Annotated in this window: 20 protein-coding genes; 13 read left to right on the top strand and 7 right to left on the bottom strand. The window is 71.0% G+C overall.

The genetic code is table 11. The annotated features are described in order from the left end of the window. Window positions 1-24 precede the first annotated feature (24 nt). Together HP507_RS14130 and HP507_RS14125 are read left to right on the top strand one after the other, a co-directional pair. On the top strand, window positions 25-762 hold the full coding sequence (locus HP507_RS14130; RefSeq protein WP_271207340.1) for a GntR family transcriptional regulator: 738 nt from the start codon (window positions 25-27) through the stop codon (window positions 760-762). Window positions 763-1,288: 526 nt separating this feature from the next. Next, window positions 1,289-2,803, top strand: coding sequence for an LCP family protein (locus HP507_RS14125; protein WP_175352429.1), 1,515 nt, complete (start codon window positions 1,289-1,291; stop codon window positions 2,801-2,803). Here the strand turns inward: HP507_RS14125 and HP507_RS14120 are convergent. Then, the gene (locus HP507_RS14120) at window positions 2,796-3,437 is read right to left on the bottom strand and encodes a TetR/AcrR family transcriptional regulator (protein WP_175352428.1); all 642 of its coding nucleotides are present in this window, start codon (window positions 3,435-3,437) and stop codon (window positions 2,796-2,798) included. The two genes, HP507_RS14125 and HP507_RS14120, sit on opposite strands and share 8 nt — an antisense overlap. Window positions 3,438-3,485: 48 nt before the next feature. Here HP507_RS14120 and HP507_RS14115 point away from each other — a divergent pair, with 48 nt between their 5' ends. Together HP507_RS14115 and HP507_RS14110 are read left to right on the top strand one after the other, a co-directional pair. Next, window positions 3,486-4,046 carry a sigma-70 family RNA polymerase sigma factor gene (locus HP507_RS14115; RefSeq protein ID WP_175352427.1) on the top strand — a complete coding sequence of 187 codons (561 nt, stop codon included), beginning with the start codon at window positions 3,486-3,488 and terminating at the stop codon, window positions 4,044-4,046. A 25-nt stretch (window positions 4,047-4,071) separates the two neighbouring features. After that, the gene (locus tag HP507_RS14110) at window positions 4,072-4,854 is read left to right on the top strand and encodes an endonuclease/exonuclease/phosphatase family protein (protein WP_175352426.1); all 783 of its coding nucleotides are present in this window, start codon (window positions 4,072-4,074) and stop codon (window positions 4,852-4,854) included. A gap of 31 nt (window positions 4,855-4,885) precedes the next feature. Here HP507_RS14110 and HP507_RS14105 read toward each other — a convergent pair whose 3' ends face one another. Further along, complete coding sequence (locus HP507_RS14105; protein ID WP_175352425.1) at window positions 4,886-5,629, bottom strand: hypothetical protein; 744 nt, start codon at window positions 5,627-5,629, stop codon at window positions 4,886-4,888. 169 nt (window positions 5,630-5,798) lie between these two features. On the opposite strand from HP507_RS14105, the gene HP507_RS14100 reads away from it, so the two are divergent. Then, on the top strand, window positions 5,799-6,698 hold the full coding sequence (locus HP507_RS14100; protein ID WP_175352424.1) for an SDR family oxidoreductase: 900 nt from the start codon (window positions 5,799-5,801) through the stop codon (window positions 6,696-6,698). A 22-nt stretch (window positions 6,699-6,720) separates the two neighbouring features. Here the strand turns inward: HP507_RS14100 and HP507_RS14095 are convergent, their stop codons facing one another. Then, window positions 6,721-7,044 (bottom strand): hypothetical protein, encoded by a 324-nt coding sequence (locus tag HP507_RS14095; RefSeq protein ID WP_175352423.1) that lies wholly within the window; start codon window positions 7,042-7,044, stop codon window positions 6,721-6,723. 169 nt (window positions 7,045-7,213) lie between these two features. Here HP507_RS14095 and HP507_RS14090 point away from each other — a divergent pair, with 169 nt between their 5' ends. Then, window positions 7,214-7,888, top strand: coding sequence for a TetR/AcrR family transcriptional regulator (locus HP507_RS14090; RefSeq protein WP_175352422.1), 675 nt, complete (start codon window positions 7,214-7,216; stop codon window positions 7,886-7,888). An 83-nt stretch (window positions 7,889-7,971) separates the two neighbouring features. Further along, on the top strand, window positions 7,972-8,166 hold the full coding sequence (locus HP507_RS14085; RefSeq protein ID WP_175352421.1) for a DUF2795 domain-containing protein: 195 nt from the start codon (window positions 7,972-7,974) through the stop codon (window positions 8,164-8,166). A gap of 27 nt (window positions 8,167-8,193) precedes the next feature. On the opposite strand, the gene HP507_RS14080 is transcribed toward HP507_RS14085, so the two are convergent. Next, on the bottom strand, window positions 8,194-9,702 hold the full coding sequence (locus HP507_RS14080; RefSeq protein WP_175352420.1) for a threonine/serine exporter family protein: 1,509 nt from the start codon (window positions 9,700-9,702) through the stop codon (window positions 8,194-8,196). 115 nt (window positions 9,703-9,817) lie between these two features. Then, window positions 9,818-10,258 carry an OsmC family peroxiredoxin gene (locus HP507_RS14075; RefSeq protein WP_175352419.1) on the bottom strand — a complete coding sequence of 147 codons (441 nt, stop codon included), beginning with the start codon at window positions 10,256-10,258 and terminating at the stop codon, window positions 9,818-9,820. A gap of 165 nt (window positions 10,259-10,423) precedes the next feature. Here HP507_RS14075 and HP507_RS14070 point away from each other — a divergent pair, with 165 nt between their 5' ends. Beyond that, the gene (locus HP507_RS14070) at window positions 10,424-10,849 is read left to right on the top strand and encodes a hypothetical protein (RefSeq protein ID WP_175352418.1); all 426 of its coding nucleotides are present in this window, start codon (window positions 10,424-10,426) and stop codon (window positions 10,847-10,849) included. On the opposite strand, the gene HP507_RS14065 is transcribed toward HP507_RS14070, so the two are convergent. After that, window positions 10,831-12,711 carry a gamma-glutamyltransferase family protein gene (locus tag HP507_RS14065; RefSeq protein ID WP_175352417.1) on the bottom strand — a complete coding sequence of 627 codons (1,881 nt, stop codon included), beginning with the start codon at window positions 12,709-12,711 and terminating at the stop codon, window positions 10,831-10,833. The two genes, HP507_RS14070 and HP507_RS14065, sit on opposite strands and share 19 nt — an antisense overlap. Window positions 12,712-12,738: 27 nt before the next feature. Next, entirely contained in the window at window positions 12,739-13,539 is an 801-nt protein-coding gene (locus tag HP507_RS14060; RefSeq protein ID WP_175352416.1) for a sulfite exporter TauE/SafE family protein, read from the bottom strand. A 76-nt stretch (window positions 13,540-13,615) separates the two neighbouring features. Between HP507_RS14060 and HP507_RS14055 the strand changes: the two genes are divergently transcribed. The 5 genes from HP507_RS14055 (at window position 13,616) to HP507_RS14035 (ending at window position 18,120) form a co-directional block, all read left to right on the top strand. After that, window positions 13,616-14,371, top strand: a complete 756-nt coding sequence (locus HP507_RS14055; RefSeq protein WP_175352415.1) for an AraC family transcriptional regulator — start codon at window positions 13,616-13,618, stop codon at window positions 14,369-14,371. 79 nt (window positions 14,372-14,450) lie between these two features. Further along, complete coding sequence (locus tag HP507_RS14050; RefSeq protein ID WP_175352414.1) at window positions 14,451-14,840, top strand: ArsR/SmtB family transcription factor; 390 nt, start codon at window positions 14,451-14,453, stop codon at window positions 14,838-14,840. Next, a complete protein-coding gene (locus HP507_RS14045) occupies window positions 14,837-15,313 on the top strand; it encodes an SRPBCC family protein (protein ID WP_175352413.1) in 477 nt (158 codons plus the stop codon). Before HP507_RS14050 ends, HP507_RS14045 begins: the two co-directional genes overlap by 4 nt. A gap of 152 nt (window positions 15,314-15,465) precedes the next feature. Beyond that, window positions 15,466-16,653 carry a peptidoglycan DD-metalloendopeptidase family protein gene (locus HP507_RS14040; protein WP_175352412.1) on the top strand — a complete coding sequence of 396 codons (1,188 nt, stop codon included), beginning with the start codon at window positions 15,466-15,468 and terminating at the stop codon, window positions 16,651-16,653. A 372-nt stretch (window positions 16,654-17,025) separates the two neighbouring features. Continuing rightward, complete coding sequence (locus HP507_RS14035; RefSeq protein ID WP_175352411.1) at window positions 17,026-18,120, top strand: type I restriction endonuclease; 1,095 nt, start codon at window positions 17,026-17,028, stop codon at window positions 18,118-18,120. Window positions 18,121-18,163 lie beyond the last annotated feature (43 nt).

Genomic DNA, 18,163 nt, shown 5'->3' with positions numbered 1-18,163 from the left:
GATGGCCACCCGTAGTATCGACAGGTGGCCGACTTCGTGTACAAGCAGATCGCGGATGCCCTGCGCACGCAGATCCTCGACGGCGAGCTCGCGCCCGGAGACGACGTCCCGACCGAGGGGGAACTCGCCGTGCGGTGGAACACGTCGCGCGGACCGATCCGCAACGCGCTCGCCGAGCTCCGGGCCGAGGGGCTCATCGAGTCGACGCGCGGACGCCCCTCGCGGGTGCGGACCCGGCAGGTGCAGCAGCGTGCGGACGTGTACACGCCGTTCACCACGTGGGCGCGTTCCTTCCACCGGACGCCCGGCGCCCGGACCGAGGAACTGGCGGTCCGACGCGCCGACGAGCACCAGGCCGCTGCGCTCGGCATCGAGTCGGGCGAGCGGGTGGTCGATGTCGTGCGGCTCCGGACGCTCGACGGCCGCCCGGCGATGCTCGAGCGCTCGACCTTCGTCGAGTCGGTCGGTCGTCTGCTCTTCGAGTTCGCGCAGATCGACCAGGAGTCCATCACGGAGTTCCTCGCCACGCGGGGGCACCGGTTCGCGGACGTGGCGCACGAGATCGACGCGATCGCCGCGGACGCCCTGGACAGCCAGCTCATGGAGGTCGCCGAGGGGTCGCCGATCCTCCGCGTCCGTAGGACCTCGATCGACGCGGACGGGCGACCGTTCGAGTTCTCCGACGACCGCTACCGCAGTGACGTCGTCCGGTTCACGGTCGCGGCGTCCGGCAACCCGGGGTTCATGCAGCCGCGGCACTGATCACCCCCGGACCGGCGCTGATCCGGTTCGCCACCTCGATGAGGTCCTCGGGCCGTCGAGTCCATGTCGCGGTCCCGCAGCTGCTCGCCGTCGGAGCATGCGGAAGGTGATCGTCGCGGCAGGCGTGGGCCACTTCGTCGAGTGGTTCGACTTCGCGGTGTTCGGCGCCGGGTTCGTCATGCGCCCACGAGGTTCATCGACGTCTTCGGGTTCGCCGCGTTCATCGGCGGCGGCCCTCGTCGGCCTGCACCTCCGCTCGGAGCTCGAGGACGTGCCGGAGTTCCGCGCACTCAAGGCCAAGGGGGAGGTCGTGATCGCCGCATTCGTCCCGTTCTTCGGACTCCTGTCCGACAAGGTCGGCCGGGAAGCCCGTGATGCTCGCCGCTTGCATCAGCGGCCATCACCGGTGTCACGGTGCTCCGGGCGCGCGAGACCCACAAGGGCCGGCTGCCGGCCTGGTCGGAATCGCGGCGACCTGCCAGGACCGTTTGATGTCCACTTCGTGCATGGCCGTTATGGTTTCGGGGTGAGCAACGACCTTGAGCAGACGACCGGCCGCGGCCGACGCGGCTTCACGCCGCCGCGCCACGGCCGCCAGAAGCGACGCGCCGGGATCGTCTTCCCGGCGGTCGCCGGCGTGCTCACGATGGCACTGCTGCTGAGCGGCGGCTACGCCGCGTACGCGTACGGACGGCTCTCCAACGGCGTCACGAGGATCGACGCGATCACCGGCCACACCTCCGAGAAGGACGACGTCGACGGCAAGGCGCAGAACATCCTGCTCGTCGGCGACGACCACCGGCCGGACAACGCCACGCCGGAGGAGATGGCCGAGCTCAGCACCACCTCGGACGGCGGCGCCACGAACACCGACACGATGATCGTCCTGCACATCAACGCCGACGGCACGCAGGCGACGATGATCTCGTTCCCCCGCGACTCCTACGTCGACATCCCCGGTGTGGGCAAGGGCAAGCTCAACAGCGCCTTCTACTTCGGCACGCTCAACGGCGGCGGCGACAAGGGCGGTGCGAAGCTGCTCATCCAGACGATCCAGAACCTCAGCGGGTTGTCGATCGACCACTACGTGCGTGTCTCGCTGCTCGGCTTCTACCAGGTGGTCAAGGAGCTCGGCCCCGTCGACGTCTGTCTCAACAACGCGGTGAACGACCCGTACTCCGGCGTGGACCTCCCGAAGGGCAAGTCGACCCTCGACGCCAAGCAGGCGCTGTCCTTCGTCCGGCAGCGGCACGGTCTGCCGAACGGCGACCTCGACCGCAACGTGCGGCAGCAGTACTTCCTCTCGCAGGAGGCCCGCAAGGTCCTGTCGGCCGGCACGCTCCTCAACCCGGTGAAGATGGGCAACATCCTCGGGGCGGTCGGCGGCTCCATCCAGACCGACACCGACCTGATCTCCCTCGCGACGCAGATGCGGAACCTGCGTCCTGGCAACATCCAGTCGGCCACGATCCCGACGCTCGGCACGCCCACCATCACCGTGAACGGCTCCGCGCTGTCGATCGTGCAGGTCGACACCGTCGGCCTGCCCGCGTTCGTGCAGGGACTCGTCGGCGAACCCGAGCAGTACACCAAGGCCGGGCGTGCACAGCCTGCGAACACCTCGGTGACCGTACTGAACGGGAGCGGTGTGACCGGAGCGGCGGGGGCAGCGGGGACGGTCCTCACCGCGCGCGGCTTCCAGGTGGGCGCCCCGGGTTCGTCCGACCTGACCAAGACGACGCAGGTGCAGTACCCGGCGGGTATGGAGGGACAGGCGAAGGCCGTCGCGGCCGTGGTGCCGGGGGCCGTCGCGGTGCGTACGAGTGCGGTCACGGGTGTCACGCTCGTCCTCGGGTCGGACGGCAAGACGGTGAGCCCGGTCGCGGCGGCCGGCAGCGAGACGTCCGCCCCTGCCAGCGGTTCCGGGTCGTCCGGTTCCGGGGCGTCCGACGCGAAGCCGTCGAAGTCCGCCTCGTCCGAGCCGAAGCCGACGTCGACCGACGTGAAGAGCTACGGCAAGGAAGGCGTCTGCATCAACTGACGCCTCGCCCGGTCGCGTACCGGCGGATCGCGGCGATCGCGGTGTCGAGCCCGATCGCGAGCGGGCGCACGTCGCGCTGCACCTGCGCCAGGAGCAGACCGCCCTGCAGCGCGACCATCACGGTCGTGGCCAGTGCGTGCGGGTCGGCGTCCGGACCGAGCAGACCGCGCTCACGCATCGTGGTGATGCCGTCCCGGAAGCCCTGCTCCCAGCGGGCGAAACCGGCGGCCACGAGGTCCCGCGCGTCGACGTCCCGCTCGGCGACCTCCGTGCCCAGTGAACCGAGCGGGCAGCCGCCGACGCACCCGCCGGCCTCGGAGTCCGCCACCATGCGGTCGCGCCAGCGCTGCCAGGCCTCCCACGTGGTGAGATCGTCGTAGTCCGGTCCCTGGTGCGCGATGATCGCCTCGGTCTGCTGCCGGACGACGTCCCGCACGAGCTCGCGCTTGTCGGTGAAGTAGTGGTACATCTGCGAGCGCCCGACCGTGGCGGCAGCGCCGATGTCGTCGAGCGTCGTTCCGGCGATGCCGCGCGTGAGCATGAGTTCAGCCGCGGTCGAGACGATCCGCTTCCGGGTCGCCAGTCCTTTCGCGGTGGTGCGTCGAAGGGTTTTCGGGGCGTGTTCCGGGCGCATGCTCAGAGTGTACTTGCAAGTACATTTTCGTCATGTGAAATTTGCAATATGAACGACGAACTCCTCGCGAAGCGCGACGAAGAACGTGCCCTCCTGCTCGCCGTGGCCGCCGGGGACCGCGCCGCCTTCACCCGGTTGCACGCCCGGTTCCGGCCGCTCGTCGAGCGCTACGTCCGGCACCAGCTCGTCGACGCGTGGCAGGCCGAGGAGGTCGTGCAGGACGTCTTCCTCGAGATCTGGCAGATCGCGGACCGCTTCGACCCCGCACACTCGGCGATCGCCTGGATCAGGACGATCGCACAGCGCCGGGCGATCGACCGCGTCCGGAAGAGCCGGGCCGACCGCGACCGCGACCTGCGGATCGGCGCGCGGGACCTCGACCTCGTCGACCACTCCAGTGCGGAACGGGCCGAGAGCGTCCTCGACCGCGCCGAGCTCCGTCGTGCCGTGGCGACCCTGCCGGACCGGCAGCGCGAGGCCGTGGTGCTCCGGCACCTCGTCGGCATGAGCGGACCCGAGGTCGCGACGTCGCTCGGTGTCCCCGTCGGCACGGCCAAGACCCGCGCGCGGGACGGGGTCATCGCGCTGCGGCGGGCCTTGGTGCGCTGAGGGTGCCGGCGGGTAGGTTCGACGGGTGAGCAACGCAGCGCGTCCGATCACCCTGATGACGTACAACATCAAGAACCCGGACCCCGCGCACGACTGGCCCGCCCGGCTGCCGGTGCTGCTCGACGTGATCCGGCGACACGACCCCGACCTGCTCTGTGTGCAGGAGGCCTTCGCGCACCAGATGGACGACCTCCGCGCCGGTCTGCCCGAGCACGGCGACGTCGGTCAGGGACGCGAAGGGGACACCGCAGGGGAGCACGCCGCCGTGTTCTTCCGGCGCAGCCGTCTCCGCCCCGTCGACGACGGGACCTTCTGGCTCTCGGACACGCCGGACGAGCCCGTCTCGAACACGTGGGCGAGCCTGTTCCCCCGCGTCGCGAACCACGTGCGGTTCCTCGACGCCGAGGGCGAGGCGTTCACGCTCCTGACCACGCACCTCGACCACGAGGTCGGGCCGCACGGCGACGAGGTCCGGACGAAGAGCGCGGCGCTCATCGTCGAACGGTTGAGCACCACGGACGGGCCGGTGATCGTCGCGGGGGACTGCAACGAACCCGCCGGGGCGGGCGGAGCGTCTCGGGTGCTCGCGGCGGCGGGGTTCCAGGACGCGTGGCTGCTCGGGGGCGATCAGGACGACCGGACGGCGACGTTCAACGACTGGCAACCGCCGGTGGACTCGGGCGAACGCATCGACTGGGTGTTCACGCGGGGGATCACCGGCGTCGACCGGGTCGTGATCGACCACGACGGCCCGGAGACCTGGTTCGCGAGCGACCACTTCCCGGTGGTGGCGACGCTGCGGATCTGAGTCCCGGTGTCAGCGGCGGCGCTGAAGCCGCTCAGCAGCTGCGCTGGGCGTGCACGGGCATCGGCGACCCGAGCACCGTGACCGTGGTGTCGTCGGTCAGCGCTGAGACGCCGTTCGTGCCGGAGTCCGAGGCGTCCTCGGACGTCTGGTCGTCGTCGGGCGTCCAGCCGGCCTCGAGCAGGAGCTGCCAGGCCTTCGCGTCGTCGGACCCGAACGACACCCGTTCGGACTTCGGGGCGTCGGCGATCGCGTCGTGGATGTCGTCGCCCACCTGGACGCCGTCCGGGCCGGTCAGCTCGACGTCGTCGCCGAAGCGGGACTGCACGGCGTCGCGGAGGACGCGGATCTCCACCGCGTTGCCGGCCGGTGCGGGGGTCGTCAGCGCCGCGACACGGACGGCACCGCCCCAGGTGTAGGTCGTGCCGGACGGGAAGCACGCCCCGCCGTCGCCCTCGGCCGTCTGGGTGCGGGACGGAGTGCCGAGCAGTCGGTTGAGCAGACTCACCGTCGTCCGTGAGTCGCGCATCGATGCCTCGACCACGGTCTTCGAACCACGGCGGAAGACGAGCGACTCGGCGTCGAGCTCGATCGAGTCGACCCGCTTGAGCTTCGCGTTCGTCACGCGTGCGGCGTCGTCGCGGGGTTCGGAGTGCGGGGAGACCTCGACCGCGGCGGCCGGGGCGGCACCGACACCGGACACGCCGTCGACGACGACCGTGCCGCCCGAGAAGGCGAACACGGCAGCGCTCAACGCCAGCACGGTCCGGAAGGTCACGACTCGACGGTACGACGCCGATCCTCCGTGGACGACGGGTGTTACCGAATCGGAGCCTGGCCGTCACCGGACCGTGACCTTCCGACGCGACGTGCTCGGGAGCCGATGCGCACGGCGGGGGACGGTCTCCTGGACGGAGCGGGGTGACCACCTGCGTACCGTCGGCACCATGACGGACCAGTACTCCATGCAGGACCCGACGAAGATGTACGCCGACAAGAAGCCCGACGAGCAGTACCTCGAGGGTGCCGGAACCGACGAGGAGTTGGCGGAGAACGTCCCCGCCGACCACGGTGAGGACACCTACCGCGGCTCGGGTCGACTCGAGGGCCGCAAGGCACTCATCACCGGCGGCGACTCCGGGATCGGGGCCGCCGTCGCGATCGCCTACGCCCGCGAGGGTGCCGACGTCGCCATCTCGTACCTCCCGGAGGAGCAGGAGGACGCCGACCGCGTCGTCGCGCTCATCGAGGCGGCCGGGCGCAAGGCGGTCGCCCTCCCCGGCGACATCACCTCGCTCGCGTTCTGCGAGCAACTCGTCGCGGACGCCGTGGAACAGCTCGGCGGACTCGACATCCTCGTGAACAACGCCGGTAAGCAGCAGAACATCTCCTCGATCGAGGACATCTCGGACGAGGAGTTCGACGAGACGTTCAAGACGAACGCCTACGCGACCTTCCGCATCACCAAGGCCGCGGTGCCGCACCTCCGGCCCGGTTCGGCGATCATCAACACGACCTCGATCCAGGCGTACGCACCGTCACCCCACCTGGTGCACTACGCGGCCACGAAGTCGACCGTGAACAACCTGGCGAAGGGGCTCGCGGCGCAACTCGCGCCGAAGGGCATCCGCGTCAACGCCGTCGCCCCGGGCCCGATCTGGACGCCGTTGCAGCCCGCGGGTGGTCAGCCGCCCGAGGCCCTGCCGTCCGCCGGCGAGGAGACCTACCTCGGTCGCTGGGGGCAGCCGGCCGAGCTCGCGCCAGCGTACGTCTTCCTGGCGAGCGGCGAGTCGTCGTTCGTCGTGGGCGAGACGCTCCACGTCGACGGGGGCATGCCGACGCCGTAGCGCTCGGACGCTCGCCAGCGGTTCAGCAGGATGCGCCGCAGGTGCGGGCCATGCGCTCGAGCAGCTCGCGGGCTGACAGCGCGGCCGCGAGTTCGACCTCGACCGGGTTGATCCCCACGGCGCGTTCGAACTCGCGGCGCCGCGCCTGGTCGGCGACCGGCACCTCGGGACGCTGCGGCAGGGCAGCGATCGCACGGGCCGCGGCGTCGAACGCGCCCACCGGGCGACCGAGCTGCTCCCACATCGTCCGGACGTCGTGCGCGACCTGTTCGGCGTCGCCGCCGAACTCGAAGCCGGCTGAAGCCATGGTCGCCAGTCCCTGGGCGGTGGGGTCGTTCGGGGTCATCAGGGCATCGTCACACGGATCGCCGCGATCGTGCTGCGAGTGTGCGCGTTGTCCCCCGACATGCCGACACCCGGACCGGGGATGCTGGTGTCCCCCGATCTCCGTTTGGATGGAGCAGCCCCCCAGTGGGCGACACGGACAGGACGTCCGGGGACCGACGGAGGGCACGATGCTCGAACACACCAGCGCGGACACGCAGGCGGCAGCCGCCGCGGCCGCGACCCTGCACCTGCGGATCACGATCGTGGGCGCCACCGTCGACCTGTTGCACGACGTCCCCTTCCACGAAGCCGGCCCGAGCCTGGTGGCCGAGCGGCTCGGTCTCTCCGTCGAGGAGCTCCGGCAACACTTCCCCTCGTGGGACGGGCTCGTGCTCGCCGCGGTGGACCGGTGGAACGGCGGCCGGATGGACGAGGTCACGCGCGAGGTCGGCGACGGGTCCACCGTCCAGCTGCTGCGCGCCGTCGTCGCGTCGAACGCCGAGGACCGCGCGCTCGTGCGACTCCTCGTCGCGCTGCTCTCCGTCGCGGGCAACCCGGAGCACCCGATGGCGTCCTACCTCCGGTCGCGCTACCAGCTCTTCTACGCGCAGATCAAGCGCGGCCTGGAGCACGACGTCGCCGTCGGCCGGGCTCCGCACACGATGGACCCGCGCCGTGGGGCGGAGCAGCTGATCGCGCTCTACGAGGGACTCCAGCTGCAGGCGCTGCTGCGCTCGGACCTCGACCTCGTGCCGGCGTTCGACCGAGCCGTCGCCCGCCTCGAGCGCGGCTGGACGGAGCGGTTCGAGCCGCAGGCCGCACGGCGTCACTCCACGTGGAGCGACGGCGGCTGGGAGATCTGACCGGGCTGGCCGCTGAGCGCGATCCCGGATCGGCGCTGAGGACGATCGGCGTAGTCGGTGGGTTCCCGACGAAAGGAACCGACATGGCATCAGCGAACCCGATCCAGGTCCAGAAGTACCTGAGCGGCATCGACTACCCGGCCTCGAAGGACGACATCGTGGCGACCGCTGAGCGGGAGGGTGCGGACGGCGACGTCCTCGACGCGCTCCGCGCGATCCCGGACGGTGAGTACGACGCGCCCACCGCCGTGTCCAGCGCCGTCTCCGACGCGGGCTGAACCGAGACCTCGCGGCCGCGGTCCAGCTCACCGGGGTCGCGGCGCTCGCGGCACCGTCCCGTTGCCCGGGTCGTAGCCCGAGTCGCGGATGACCCGGATCGCGGTCGTGTCGTTGTGCACCGAGTGCACCACGACCCGCCGCGACCGGCGCAACGCTCGCCGGGCTCCCGGCGTCGCCACGAGCCCGCCGAGCACGAGCCCGGCCCCGATCGCCAGCGCGACGGACACCGCTGCGACGAAGTCGAGCGCCGCGCTCGACGACCCGGACATGACGTTGAGCAGCGCGTTCGAGACCGCGACGCCGGGCAGGAGCGCACCGCAGAACGCCGGCACCGAGATCGCCGCCACGGCCGTCCGCATCCGGGCCGCCGCGATCGTGGCGAGGACGCCGAGCAGCACCGCGGCGAGGAACGTCGCGCCGAGCAGCGGGATGCCCAGCTCACGGAGCCCCCGGAGCGCCGCGCCGGCGGCCACGGAGAACACCACCGCCACCGGGATCACGCGGGCGCTGGCCTGCTGCACGAAGCAGTTCGCCGCCGCTGAGACGACCGTCAGCAGCAGGGACGCCCACAGCGGCAGTGTCTGCGTGACGATGCCCGAGGGGTCGACCTCGATGCTGAGCCACTTCGTCACCGCGATGCCGGCCGGCACCCCGACCACGATCGCCGCGATGACGAGGCCGATGTAGAACGCCCGGGCGACGGCCATGGCGCGGAATCCCGAGATCGCGTCCTGGGCCCAGGTGACGAGCGAGGGGTGCGGGAGCAGGAGCACCACGAGGGCGGCCACCATCGTCGCGGCCTGCCCGGGATGCAGCACGCCGGCCCAGATCGCGAGCGTCCCGATCGCGGAGGCGACGGCCCCCTGCGCCCCGGACACGAAGAACTGCGGGAACCCCCGACCGGTCAGCCACCGACCGGAGACGATGATCCCGAGCATGAGGACGAAGGCGCCGAGTCCGGCACGCCAGCCGCCTCCCGCCTGCATCGAGATCGAGATGCCGAGGATCGACAGCCCCACGTCGGCCATCCACCTCGGCCAGCGCGGCGGCAGCCGGAGCACCGCGACGAGGGCGCTCACCGCCGAGGTCATGTCCCGTTCGTCGTGCACGAGGTCGTCGACGATCTGGTTCGCGCGGGCCAGCCGGTCGAGGTCGGAGCCGTCGGACTGCACGGTGCGGACCTTCACGAGCGGTGGTGCGTCCGCGGGCGCGTACTGGATCGTCACCGAGCTGCCGGAGAAGTCGAGGTCGAGCGGCGCGAGGTTCCACTTCGTGGACACCGCGACCACGGCCGTCTCGACGCTCCGCGTGTCCGCGCCGGAGGCGAGCATCACCTCGGCGAGGTCGAGGCAGAAGTCGACGATCTGCACGGGCGAGTACTGCTCGAGCGGGCGGGTGTCGGGCGTGACGTGCTCGTAGAGGGTCCCGCGGAGCCGGGCCCGCGCGTCCCGGATGTCGTGCTGCGCGAGGTTCCGGACGCGCGGCCGGGGCAGGCGTCCCGGCCTGGGCGCACCGGGGAACGACTGCTCGGCCATCCCGCCATCGTGCCAGTCGCGTTCTGGACGGGACCAGGAGACGGACTGGAGGCCCGGTGCGGGCGTGCACCGGGCCTCCAGTCCGACGGGTGGTCGCGTCACGGACGCGACGCGGCTACTGCTCGAACGTCGCGTTCAGTGAGATGTCGACGCCGGTCAGCGCCTTGCTGACCGGGCACGTCGCCTTGGCGTCGTCGGCCGCCTTGAGGAAGGTGGCCTCGTCGATGCCGGAGACCTCGCCGTTGACGGTGAGGACGATGCCGGTGAGCTTGAACCCGCCCGCGCTGTCCGGACCGAGCGAGACGTCGGCCTTGACGTCGAGCGCCTCGACGGTGCCGCCGGCCTCGCCGAGGAGCGCGGAGAACTGCATGGCGTAGCAGGCGGAGTGCGCCGCGGCGATGAGCTCCTCGGGGCTGGTGGTGCCGTCGGCGTCCTCGGCGGCGCGCTTCGGGAACGAGACGCCGTAGGTGCCGACCTTGGAGCTGGAGAGTTCGACCTGGCCGGAACCGTCCTCGAGGCCGCCGTTCCAAGCAGTGCGTGCGGTGCGCGTGGGCATGGCCGTTCCTTTCGTGTGGGGTACGGCCCCGGACAGGACCGCCGAAGCCGAGTCAATCGGAGAACGCTCGTTCTCGCAAGCCGTTCTCGGCGAAGATGCAGGTGCGGTGCCTCCTCGGTATCGTGAGTGCACGGTGCGAGGGACGCGCCGGGTGGGGAGTGACCCGTGCAGGATCCGCAGGACTTCCAGCTGGGGCGGCAGACGGCGCAGGACCTCTACCGGCCGAAGTTGCCGTACCGGGCGCCGGAGCACAGCGAGGCCGTCGCCCGTCCACGCACGGCCGACGGCGACGGCGGTCAGATCACGATGGGGATCCCGTACGACGCCCCCGGGTTCGGTGCGGGCGCGTCCGACGGCGAACCGGTCACGCGTCTGGGGCTCGTGTGGCGGGCCGTCGCGTCGCTGGTCCTCGCCGCGGTCGGTGTGAACGCCGTCGTGCAGATCGTCCGGATGCTGGCGCAGGACGCACCGGCCTGGGTGGGGGCGCTCGGCATGGCCGTCGTCGCGATGCTCGCGCTCGCCTACCCCGTCGTCAACCTCGTCCGGCTGGTCCGGGCAGCCCGCCGTCGGCGTCAGCGACCCGCCGCGTAGCCCTGCGCACCGCGTGAGTTCGCCGCGGCACCGAGGACGCCGGTCGCCGGGTCCCGTGTCACGCACGACATGCGGCCGAGGGACCAGTCGCCCGCCCGGGTGACGACGTGCCCGCGCGCCTCGAGCCCCGCGATGACCTCGTCGCCCAGCCGGTCCTCGACCACGAGCCCCGCCGGCTCCCACGTGCGCGGCCAGAACGACCCCGGGAACGACGTCGTGTGCATCGCCGGGGCGTCGATCGCCTGCTGCGGGGAGTACCCGCCGACGATCCACCGCAGCAGGAACAGCAGCTGCCACTGGTCCTGCTGATCGCCTCCGGGCGACCCGAGGGCGGCGACGGGAACGCCGTCGCGCAGCACGAGCGTGGGCGTCAGCGTCGTGCGCGGCCGCTCGCCGGGACGGAGGGTCGACGCGGTGCCCTCCTCGAGCCAGGTCATCTGCAAACGGGTGCCGAGGCAGAACCCGAGTTCCGGGATCGTGGGGGACGACTGCAGCCAGCCGCCGGACGGCGTCGCACTGATGATGTTGCCCCAGCGGTCCACGACATCGATGTGGACCGTGTCGCCGCGGGTCTCTCCGTCGGGTGCGACGAAGGGCTCCCCGCGGTCCTCGACCGGAGTGACCGGGGCGGCCGGCGTTGCGGTGACCCGGACGGTCGGCTCGCCGACGCCCTGCGCTGCGACCGTGCCGACGCGCTCGGCCTCGGCCAGCGTCCGGACCGGCGGGATCGCGTGCACGACGCCGTCGACCGTTCCCGGGCGCAGTTCGGCCGAGGCGCGGTCGCCGATGAGCGCCCGGCGTTCGTCGGTGTACGCGTCCGAGAGCAGCACGTCGAGGGGGACGTCGCCGTCGCCGTAGAACGCCTCGCGGTCCGCGAGCGCGAGCTTCTGCGCCTCGACGATCGTGTGGGCACCGACCTCGGTGGACGGATCGAGCAGGGTGTCGTCGAGCGGTTCGAGCAGCCGGAGGGTCTGCAGGAGCGCCGGACCCTGACCCCACGGTCCGGTCTTCGCGATCGTGCACCCGCGGAACTCGGCCGTCGTGGCGGGTTCGTACGACGCCCGGAACGCGGCGAGGTCGGACGCCCGGATCACACCCGCGTGGTCGGTCCCCGACGAGTGCCGGTGCGGCTGCCGGACGAAACGGTCGACGGCCTCGGCGACGAACCCCTCCGCCCACTCCGTGCGTGCCGCGTCGATGCGGGCGGTACGGCTCCCCGAACCGTCGCCGGCGGTCACGAGCCGTTCGAGGACGGAGGCGAGCACCTCGTTGCGCACCAGGTCCCCGGAGACCGGCACCGCGCCTCCCGGCAGCCACCGCGCTGCGGAGGTGGGCCAGTGCTCCTCGAAGAGCCCCCGCACGGCGGTGATCGTGCGGACGACGGCGGGGGCGACGGGGTGGCCGTCACGGGCGTAGCCGATGGCCGGTGCGAGCACGTCGGCGAGTTCCCACGTGCCGTGGTCGCGGAGGAGCAGGAGCCAGGCGTCGACAGCGCCGGGGACGGCGGCGGCGAGGGCACCGGACCCGGGGACGAGGTCGAGTCCCTCGGCGCGGTAGTGGTCCGGTGTCGCCCCCTCCGGCGCCGGACCCTGCCCGACCAGGATCGTCGGCGTCGGGTTCGTCGCGGTGGCGAACACGGCGGTGAGGTCGCCACCCGGACCGTTGAGGTGCGGTTCGACGACGTGCAGGACGAACGCGCCCGCGGTCGCCGCGTCGAACGCGTTCCCGCCGCGTTCGAGCACCGACTGCGCCGTGGCCGTCGCGATCCAGTGCGTCGACGCTGCTGTCCCGAACGTGCCGCGGATGTCCGGGCGCGTGGTGTGTGCGGTGGGCGGGACGAAGGCGGGGTTCGGCGTCGGCATGCCTCCATCCTGTCCCCGTCGGGCGGCTCAGCCAGCAGCCACGGCGACACCGGCGGCGACGAGCAGCGCGAGGTACCCCCAGGCGTGCACGGTCTCGGGCAGGCGCGGCGGACGTCGGCGGAGCAGGACGATGGCGGGCATCGCGCCGAGGAGCAGCGCTGCCGCGGCCCGGACGTCCACCGCGCCGACGAGCCCGACGGTTGCGTCCGCGCCGTGCAGTCCGGTCGCCGGGACGAGCAGCGTCACGGCTGCCGCGGGCAGCGTGATCGCGAGGGTGAGCGGGTTGGCGAGGGTAGCGGCAGCGGCCATGGAGCTGCCGGCACGACGCATCATCGGCACGGTCATCACGCTGCCGCCCACGCCGAGGAACGCAGCCGCCGCACCGATCGGGAGGCCGAGGGCAGTCGGCACCCCGCCGCGTGCACCTCGCTGCGCCCGGATCGCCGCCGGCCGGAGGAACCCCGGACGGAGCAGCAGGTCCGCCACCGTCACGGCGAGGTAGGCGACGAAGCCCCAACGCAGCAGCGCGTCCGGCGCGAACCGGGCGGCCGCGACACCGACGGCTCCGCCGAGGCCGAGCAGCAGGAACAGGCCGGTGCGGCCCCGCAGGGGTCCGAGCGTTCCCCGGCGGGCGGACGCCGTGGCGACGGCGGCGTTCACGAGCATGACGAGCGCCGAGGTCGCGGTCGCCACCCGGACGGCATCACCACCGAGGGCAGCGTCCGCCACGGTGACGATCGGCACCGTGACGAAGCCGCCGCCGAAGCCGAACAGCACGGTGGTGATCCCGACGAGGACCCCGACGAGGACGAGCACGACGAACGACATGCTTCCATCCCAGCGCGACCGCTCGAGTCGCACGATCGAATGTGCGGCGACTTCCTTCGAGACCTAGCCTTGGGCCGTGCGCAACGTGTCCGTGGCCGACCTCGACGACGAGCCCGTCGACGTCCTGCCGATCGGCACCGACTACCCGCCGGACCACCTGCTCGCCCGCCACGCCCACCGCCGGGCGCAGCTGCTGTACGGGGCCAGCGGGGTCATGCTCGTCGAGACGGACGAGGGGTCCTGGACGGTGCCGACCGACCGCGCCGTGCTCATCCCCGCCGGCGTCCCGCACGAGGTCCGGATGCTCGACGTCGCCACGTGGAGCCTGTACATCGAGCCGGACGCGGTGCCGTGGTGGCCGACGTCCTGCACCGTGGTCGAGGTCGGGGCGCTGCTCCGCGAGGTCCTGCGCGCGGCGAACGCCCTCGAGGTCCCCTACGACGAGGCCGGTCGGGACGGTGCGCTGATCCGGCTCGCCCTCCACGAGCTCCAGCGCGTCGCACCGATCCCGCTCACCGTCTCGCTGCCGCCGGTCGGGGTGCTGCGCGACCTCTGCCGGGCGTACCTCGCCGCACCGGACGTGCACGTGACGAACGCCGACTGGGCGCGGGCGGCGGCCGTGTCCGAACGCACCCTCGACCGGCGCTTCCGCGCGGCGACGGGCGTGGGACCGGCGGGCTGGCGCGTGCGCGCTCGACTGTTGTCGAGCCTCCCGGCACTCCGACGTGCCAGCGTGACCGACGTGGCGGGCCGGCTCGGCTACGCGACCCCGGCGGCGTTCACCGCCGCGTTCTCGAAAGCGTTCGGTGCGCCGCCGTCGCGCTTCCGGTGAGGGGTTGCGCATGGTGACGCAGGGGTGAATCGATGAACCCATCGGTTAATTAACCGGAATGTTCACCAAGGAGGCGACGATGGAGACCGACCGCATCGACGTCGTCCTGTCGGCGCTCGCCGACCCCATTCGCCGCCGCATCGTCGAACGGCTCGGGAAGGGCGAGGCGACCGTCACCGACCTCTCCGTGCCGTTCGACGTCAGCGCCCCGGCGATCTCGAGGCACCTCGGTGTCCTCGAACGCGCGGGTCTCATCACCCGGGAACGGCACGGCACGTGGCGCACGTGCCGTCTCCAGCCGGAGGCCGTCGACGAACTCGGCACGTGGCTGGGTGGGTTGCAGCCCGTCTGGGACCGTCGGTTCGACAGCCTGGAGGCAGTGCTCGCCGCCCAGCGCGACCACACCCGCGTGGTCCGCGCGTCCAGTGCCACACCCACCGTGACCACCGACTCGCAGGAGCAGTCATGACCGAGCAGTTCACCGCCCACACCACCCACCGGTTCGCGTACCCCGTCACCGACGTCTACCGCGCCTTCGTCGACCCCGCGCTGCTCGCGCTCTGGTTCGGACCGCTCGGCTTCCACGTCCCCGTCGCCACCGTCGAGGTCGACGCCCGGGTCGGCGGGGCCTGGAACCTGACCATGGTGAACAACGACAACCCGGAGTGGTCGTCGCCGGTCACCTCCGTCCTGCAGGAGATCGAGGAGAACCGCATCATCGTGGGCACCTCGACCGCGCACGGCATCCCGGGTGTCGAGGACGGCACGCTGCTGTCCCTCACGCTCGAGTTCGCCGAGGACGGCGACGGCACGATCGTCACCCTCACCCAGGGTCCGTTCCCGGAGGTCATGCGTGACATGAACATCGCCGGCTGGACGCAGTCCTTCCACAAGCTCGAGGCCCTCCTGGCCACCCCCAAGGAGTTCTTCCAGGCGCCGTGACCAGTCGCGGTGGCCCCGGAACTGGGGTTCTCCGCGGCTGTCAAGGGGGTTGTGCAGCTCCACGGAAAAGGTGAACATCGTTCGGCGGCGTGTCGAGAGCGCGCTGCCGAACGGTCGCGCAGGGGCGTGACCGGTTCCAGGGCAGGGGTTCCATGAGCAGCACACCGTCGACCGTCGCGCGCGCCAGGCGACTCCCACGCATCGTGGCGACCGTCGCAGCACTCGCCGTCGCGGCCGGGGCGCTCGTCGGAATGGCCGAGCCGGCCGCTGCCGCGGCCGTCTACACTGGCTCCGCCCCTGCCGGGACGACCCTCGAGCCGGGGGACTCCGTGACGTCGCCGAACGGACAGTTCCGCCTCGTCATGCAGGGCGACGGCAACCTCGTCGAGTACGGCATCGGCAACGCCGTCCTGTGGGCCTCGAACACGCCCGGCCAGTCGGGTGCCGTCGCCGTGATCGGCAGGAACCGCGCCCTCGACCTCATGCGGAACGGCAAGCGCGTCGCGCGCTGGGCCTCGGCCGGCACCACGCAGTCCACACGCTTCGACGTCCGCGGTGACGGCACCATGGCGCTCTTCGCCGGTTCCAGCGCGATCGTCAACTGGACCTCGTACCAGGACCGCGTCCCCGCCGGCAACGTCATCCTGCCCGGCACCACGCTCCGCGCCGACCAGTCCAACGCGCGCACCCTCACGATGATGGGCAACGGCATGCTCGTCCAGCGACTCAACGGCGCCGTGGCGTGGCTCACGACCACCACCATCCGCAACTACAACGCCTACGCCTCGGTGCAGAAGGACGGCAACCTCGTCGTCTACTCCGCCCAGGGCAAGGCGCTGTGGGCGACGAACACCAGCCGCGCCGGCGGCGGCCAGTTGCTCGTGCAGGTCGACAACAACGTCGTGCTCTACGGCAAGAGCGACACCCGGTCCTGGTCGACCCGGCCGGTGTCGGGGCTGCTCTGGCCCGTCGCGAGCACGAAGATCTCCGGCGAGTACGGCGACGACCGGGGCGCCGGACACGTCCCCCGCTACCACCAGGGCACCGACGCCGCAGTGGGGACGGGCACGCCCGTGTACGCCTCCGCGACCGGGAAGGTCACGAGTGCCGTCGCGAACAACCCGACGTTCGGCAACTACGTCGTCGTGACCTACGGCATGACGACCGTCCTCACGGCGCACCTCAGTGTGATCCAGGTGAAGCAGGGCCAGATCGTCAGCGCCCGGACGCAGATCGCGAAGTCGGGCAACACCGGGCAGTCGACGGGGCCACACGTGCACGTGGAGGTGCGGCAGGGCGGGACGCTGGTCGATCCGCTGAAGGTGCTGCACTTCCGCTGATCCTCCGAGCGCTTCAGACGCTCCCCGGCGTGACCCTGCACTTCGGGACGTTCCGCTCGGACCGCCGCTGTATGGCAGCATCCGCCCTCCGTGCCGCCCAGTTGCCCGAGCGGATCGCGGATGAGCACGGCACGATCGTCCGTCCGAAGTGATGGTCCGCCTGACGTACAGAAGCCCCGCCGGAGCGGGGCTTCGCGCCCGGTAGTCGAAACATCCGAGGGTGTGTGGAGCAGCATAACGCCCAGGACCCGAGATCACCACTGATGTTCTACATGCAGTATCGTGGCGAGGTCACCCGCGAAGTGGGGTAGCACGCGGCACGAGCTGATGACGGCTCGTCAATTAGCGTGGCAGTGACCTATGGGAGAAACAATGGAGTTCGAAGAGCGGCTCGCCGCACTGGCGACCAAAGTGCAGAACCAGCGCGAGGCGATCCAGACCGAGGAGGCGACGAAGAACGCCTTCGTCATGCCCTTCATCTCGACGATCCTCGGCTACGACGTGTTCAACCCGTTGGAAGTCGTCCCGGAGTTCACCGCCGATGTCGGCGTGAAGCGCGGGGAGAAGGTCGACTACGCGATCATGCGTGACGGTGAGGTGCAGATCCTCATCGAGTGCAAGAAGTCGACCGGTGCACTGAAGATCGAACACGCCTCGCAGCTGTTCCGCTACTTCTCCGTCACGAATGCGCGGATCGCTGTCCTGACCAACGGCGAGGTCTACAACTTCTACACAGACCTCGACGCGCCCAACAAGATGGACGACCGGCCGTTCCTGGTCCTCGACCTCGCTGACATCGACGAGACGCTGCTCCCCGAGCTCCGCAAGCTGACGAAGGATGTCTTCGACCTCGACTCCGTGATCAGCGCCGCGGAAGAACTCAAGTACGTCGGTTCGATCAAGCGCGCGATCGCGGCGCAGTTCCGCGAGCCCGAAGAGGACTTCGTCCGTCTCTTCACGTCGCGTGTCTACGACGGCCGTTTCACCCAGGAGGCGCGGAGCCAGTTCACGACACTGGTCGCGAAGGCGTCGAAGCAGTTCCTCAACGAGCAGGTCAACGACCGGCTCAAGACCGCCCTCGGCGCTTCGTACAGCTCTCCGATCGAGGCCGATGCGCCGGCCGAGGTGGTGACGAGCGAGCCTGTTGCCGAGGGGGACCTCGCCCGCGACACCGAGATCGAGACCACGCTCGAGGAGCTGGAGGGCTACCAGATCGTCAAGGCGATCGCCTGCAGTGAAGTGAAGCCAGACCGGATCGCGCACCGAGACCAGAAGTCGTACTTCGCGGTCCTGCTCGATGACAACAACCGAAAGCCGATCGCCCGCCTCTGGTTCAACGGCAAGAAGCAGAAGTACCTCGGACTGTTCGACGAGAACAAGGTCGAGACGAAGCACGCGATCGACGAGCTCGACGACATCTACCTCCACGCGGAAGCGCTCCGAACCGCAGTTGCACGGATGAGCTGATTCGTCCGGCGTGCCCGTCGGCTCCGAGCTGGCGCCTAGTAGG

It is taken from the genome of Curtobacterium pusillum, assembly GCF_013359865.1.
In the GTDB taxonomy this organism is placed as follows: domain Bacteria; phylum Actinomycetota; class Actinomycetes; order Actinomycetales; family Microbacteriaceae; genus Curtobacterium; species Curtobacterium pusillum.
Note: the sequence above shows the minus strand (reverse complement) of the source record. Positions and strands in the feature narration are given on the sequence as shown.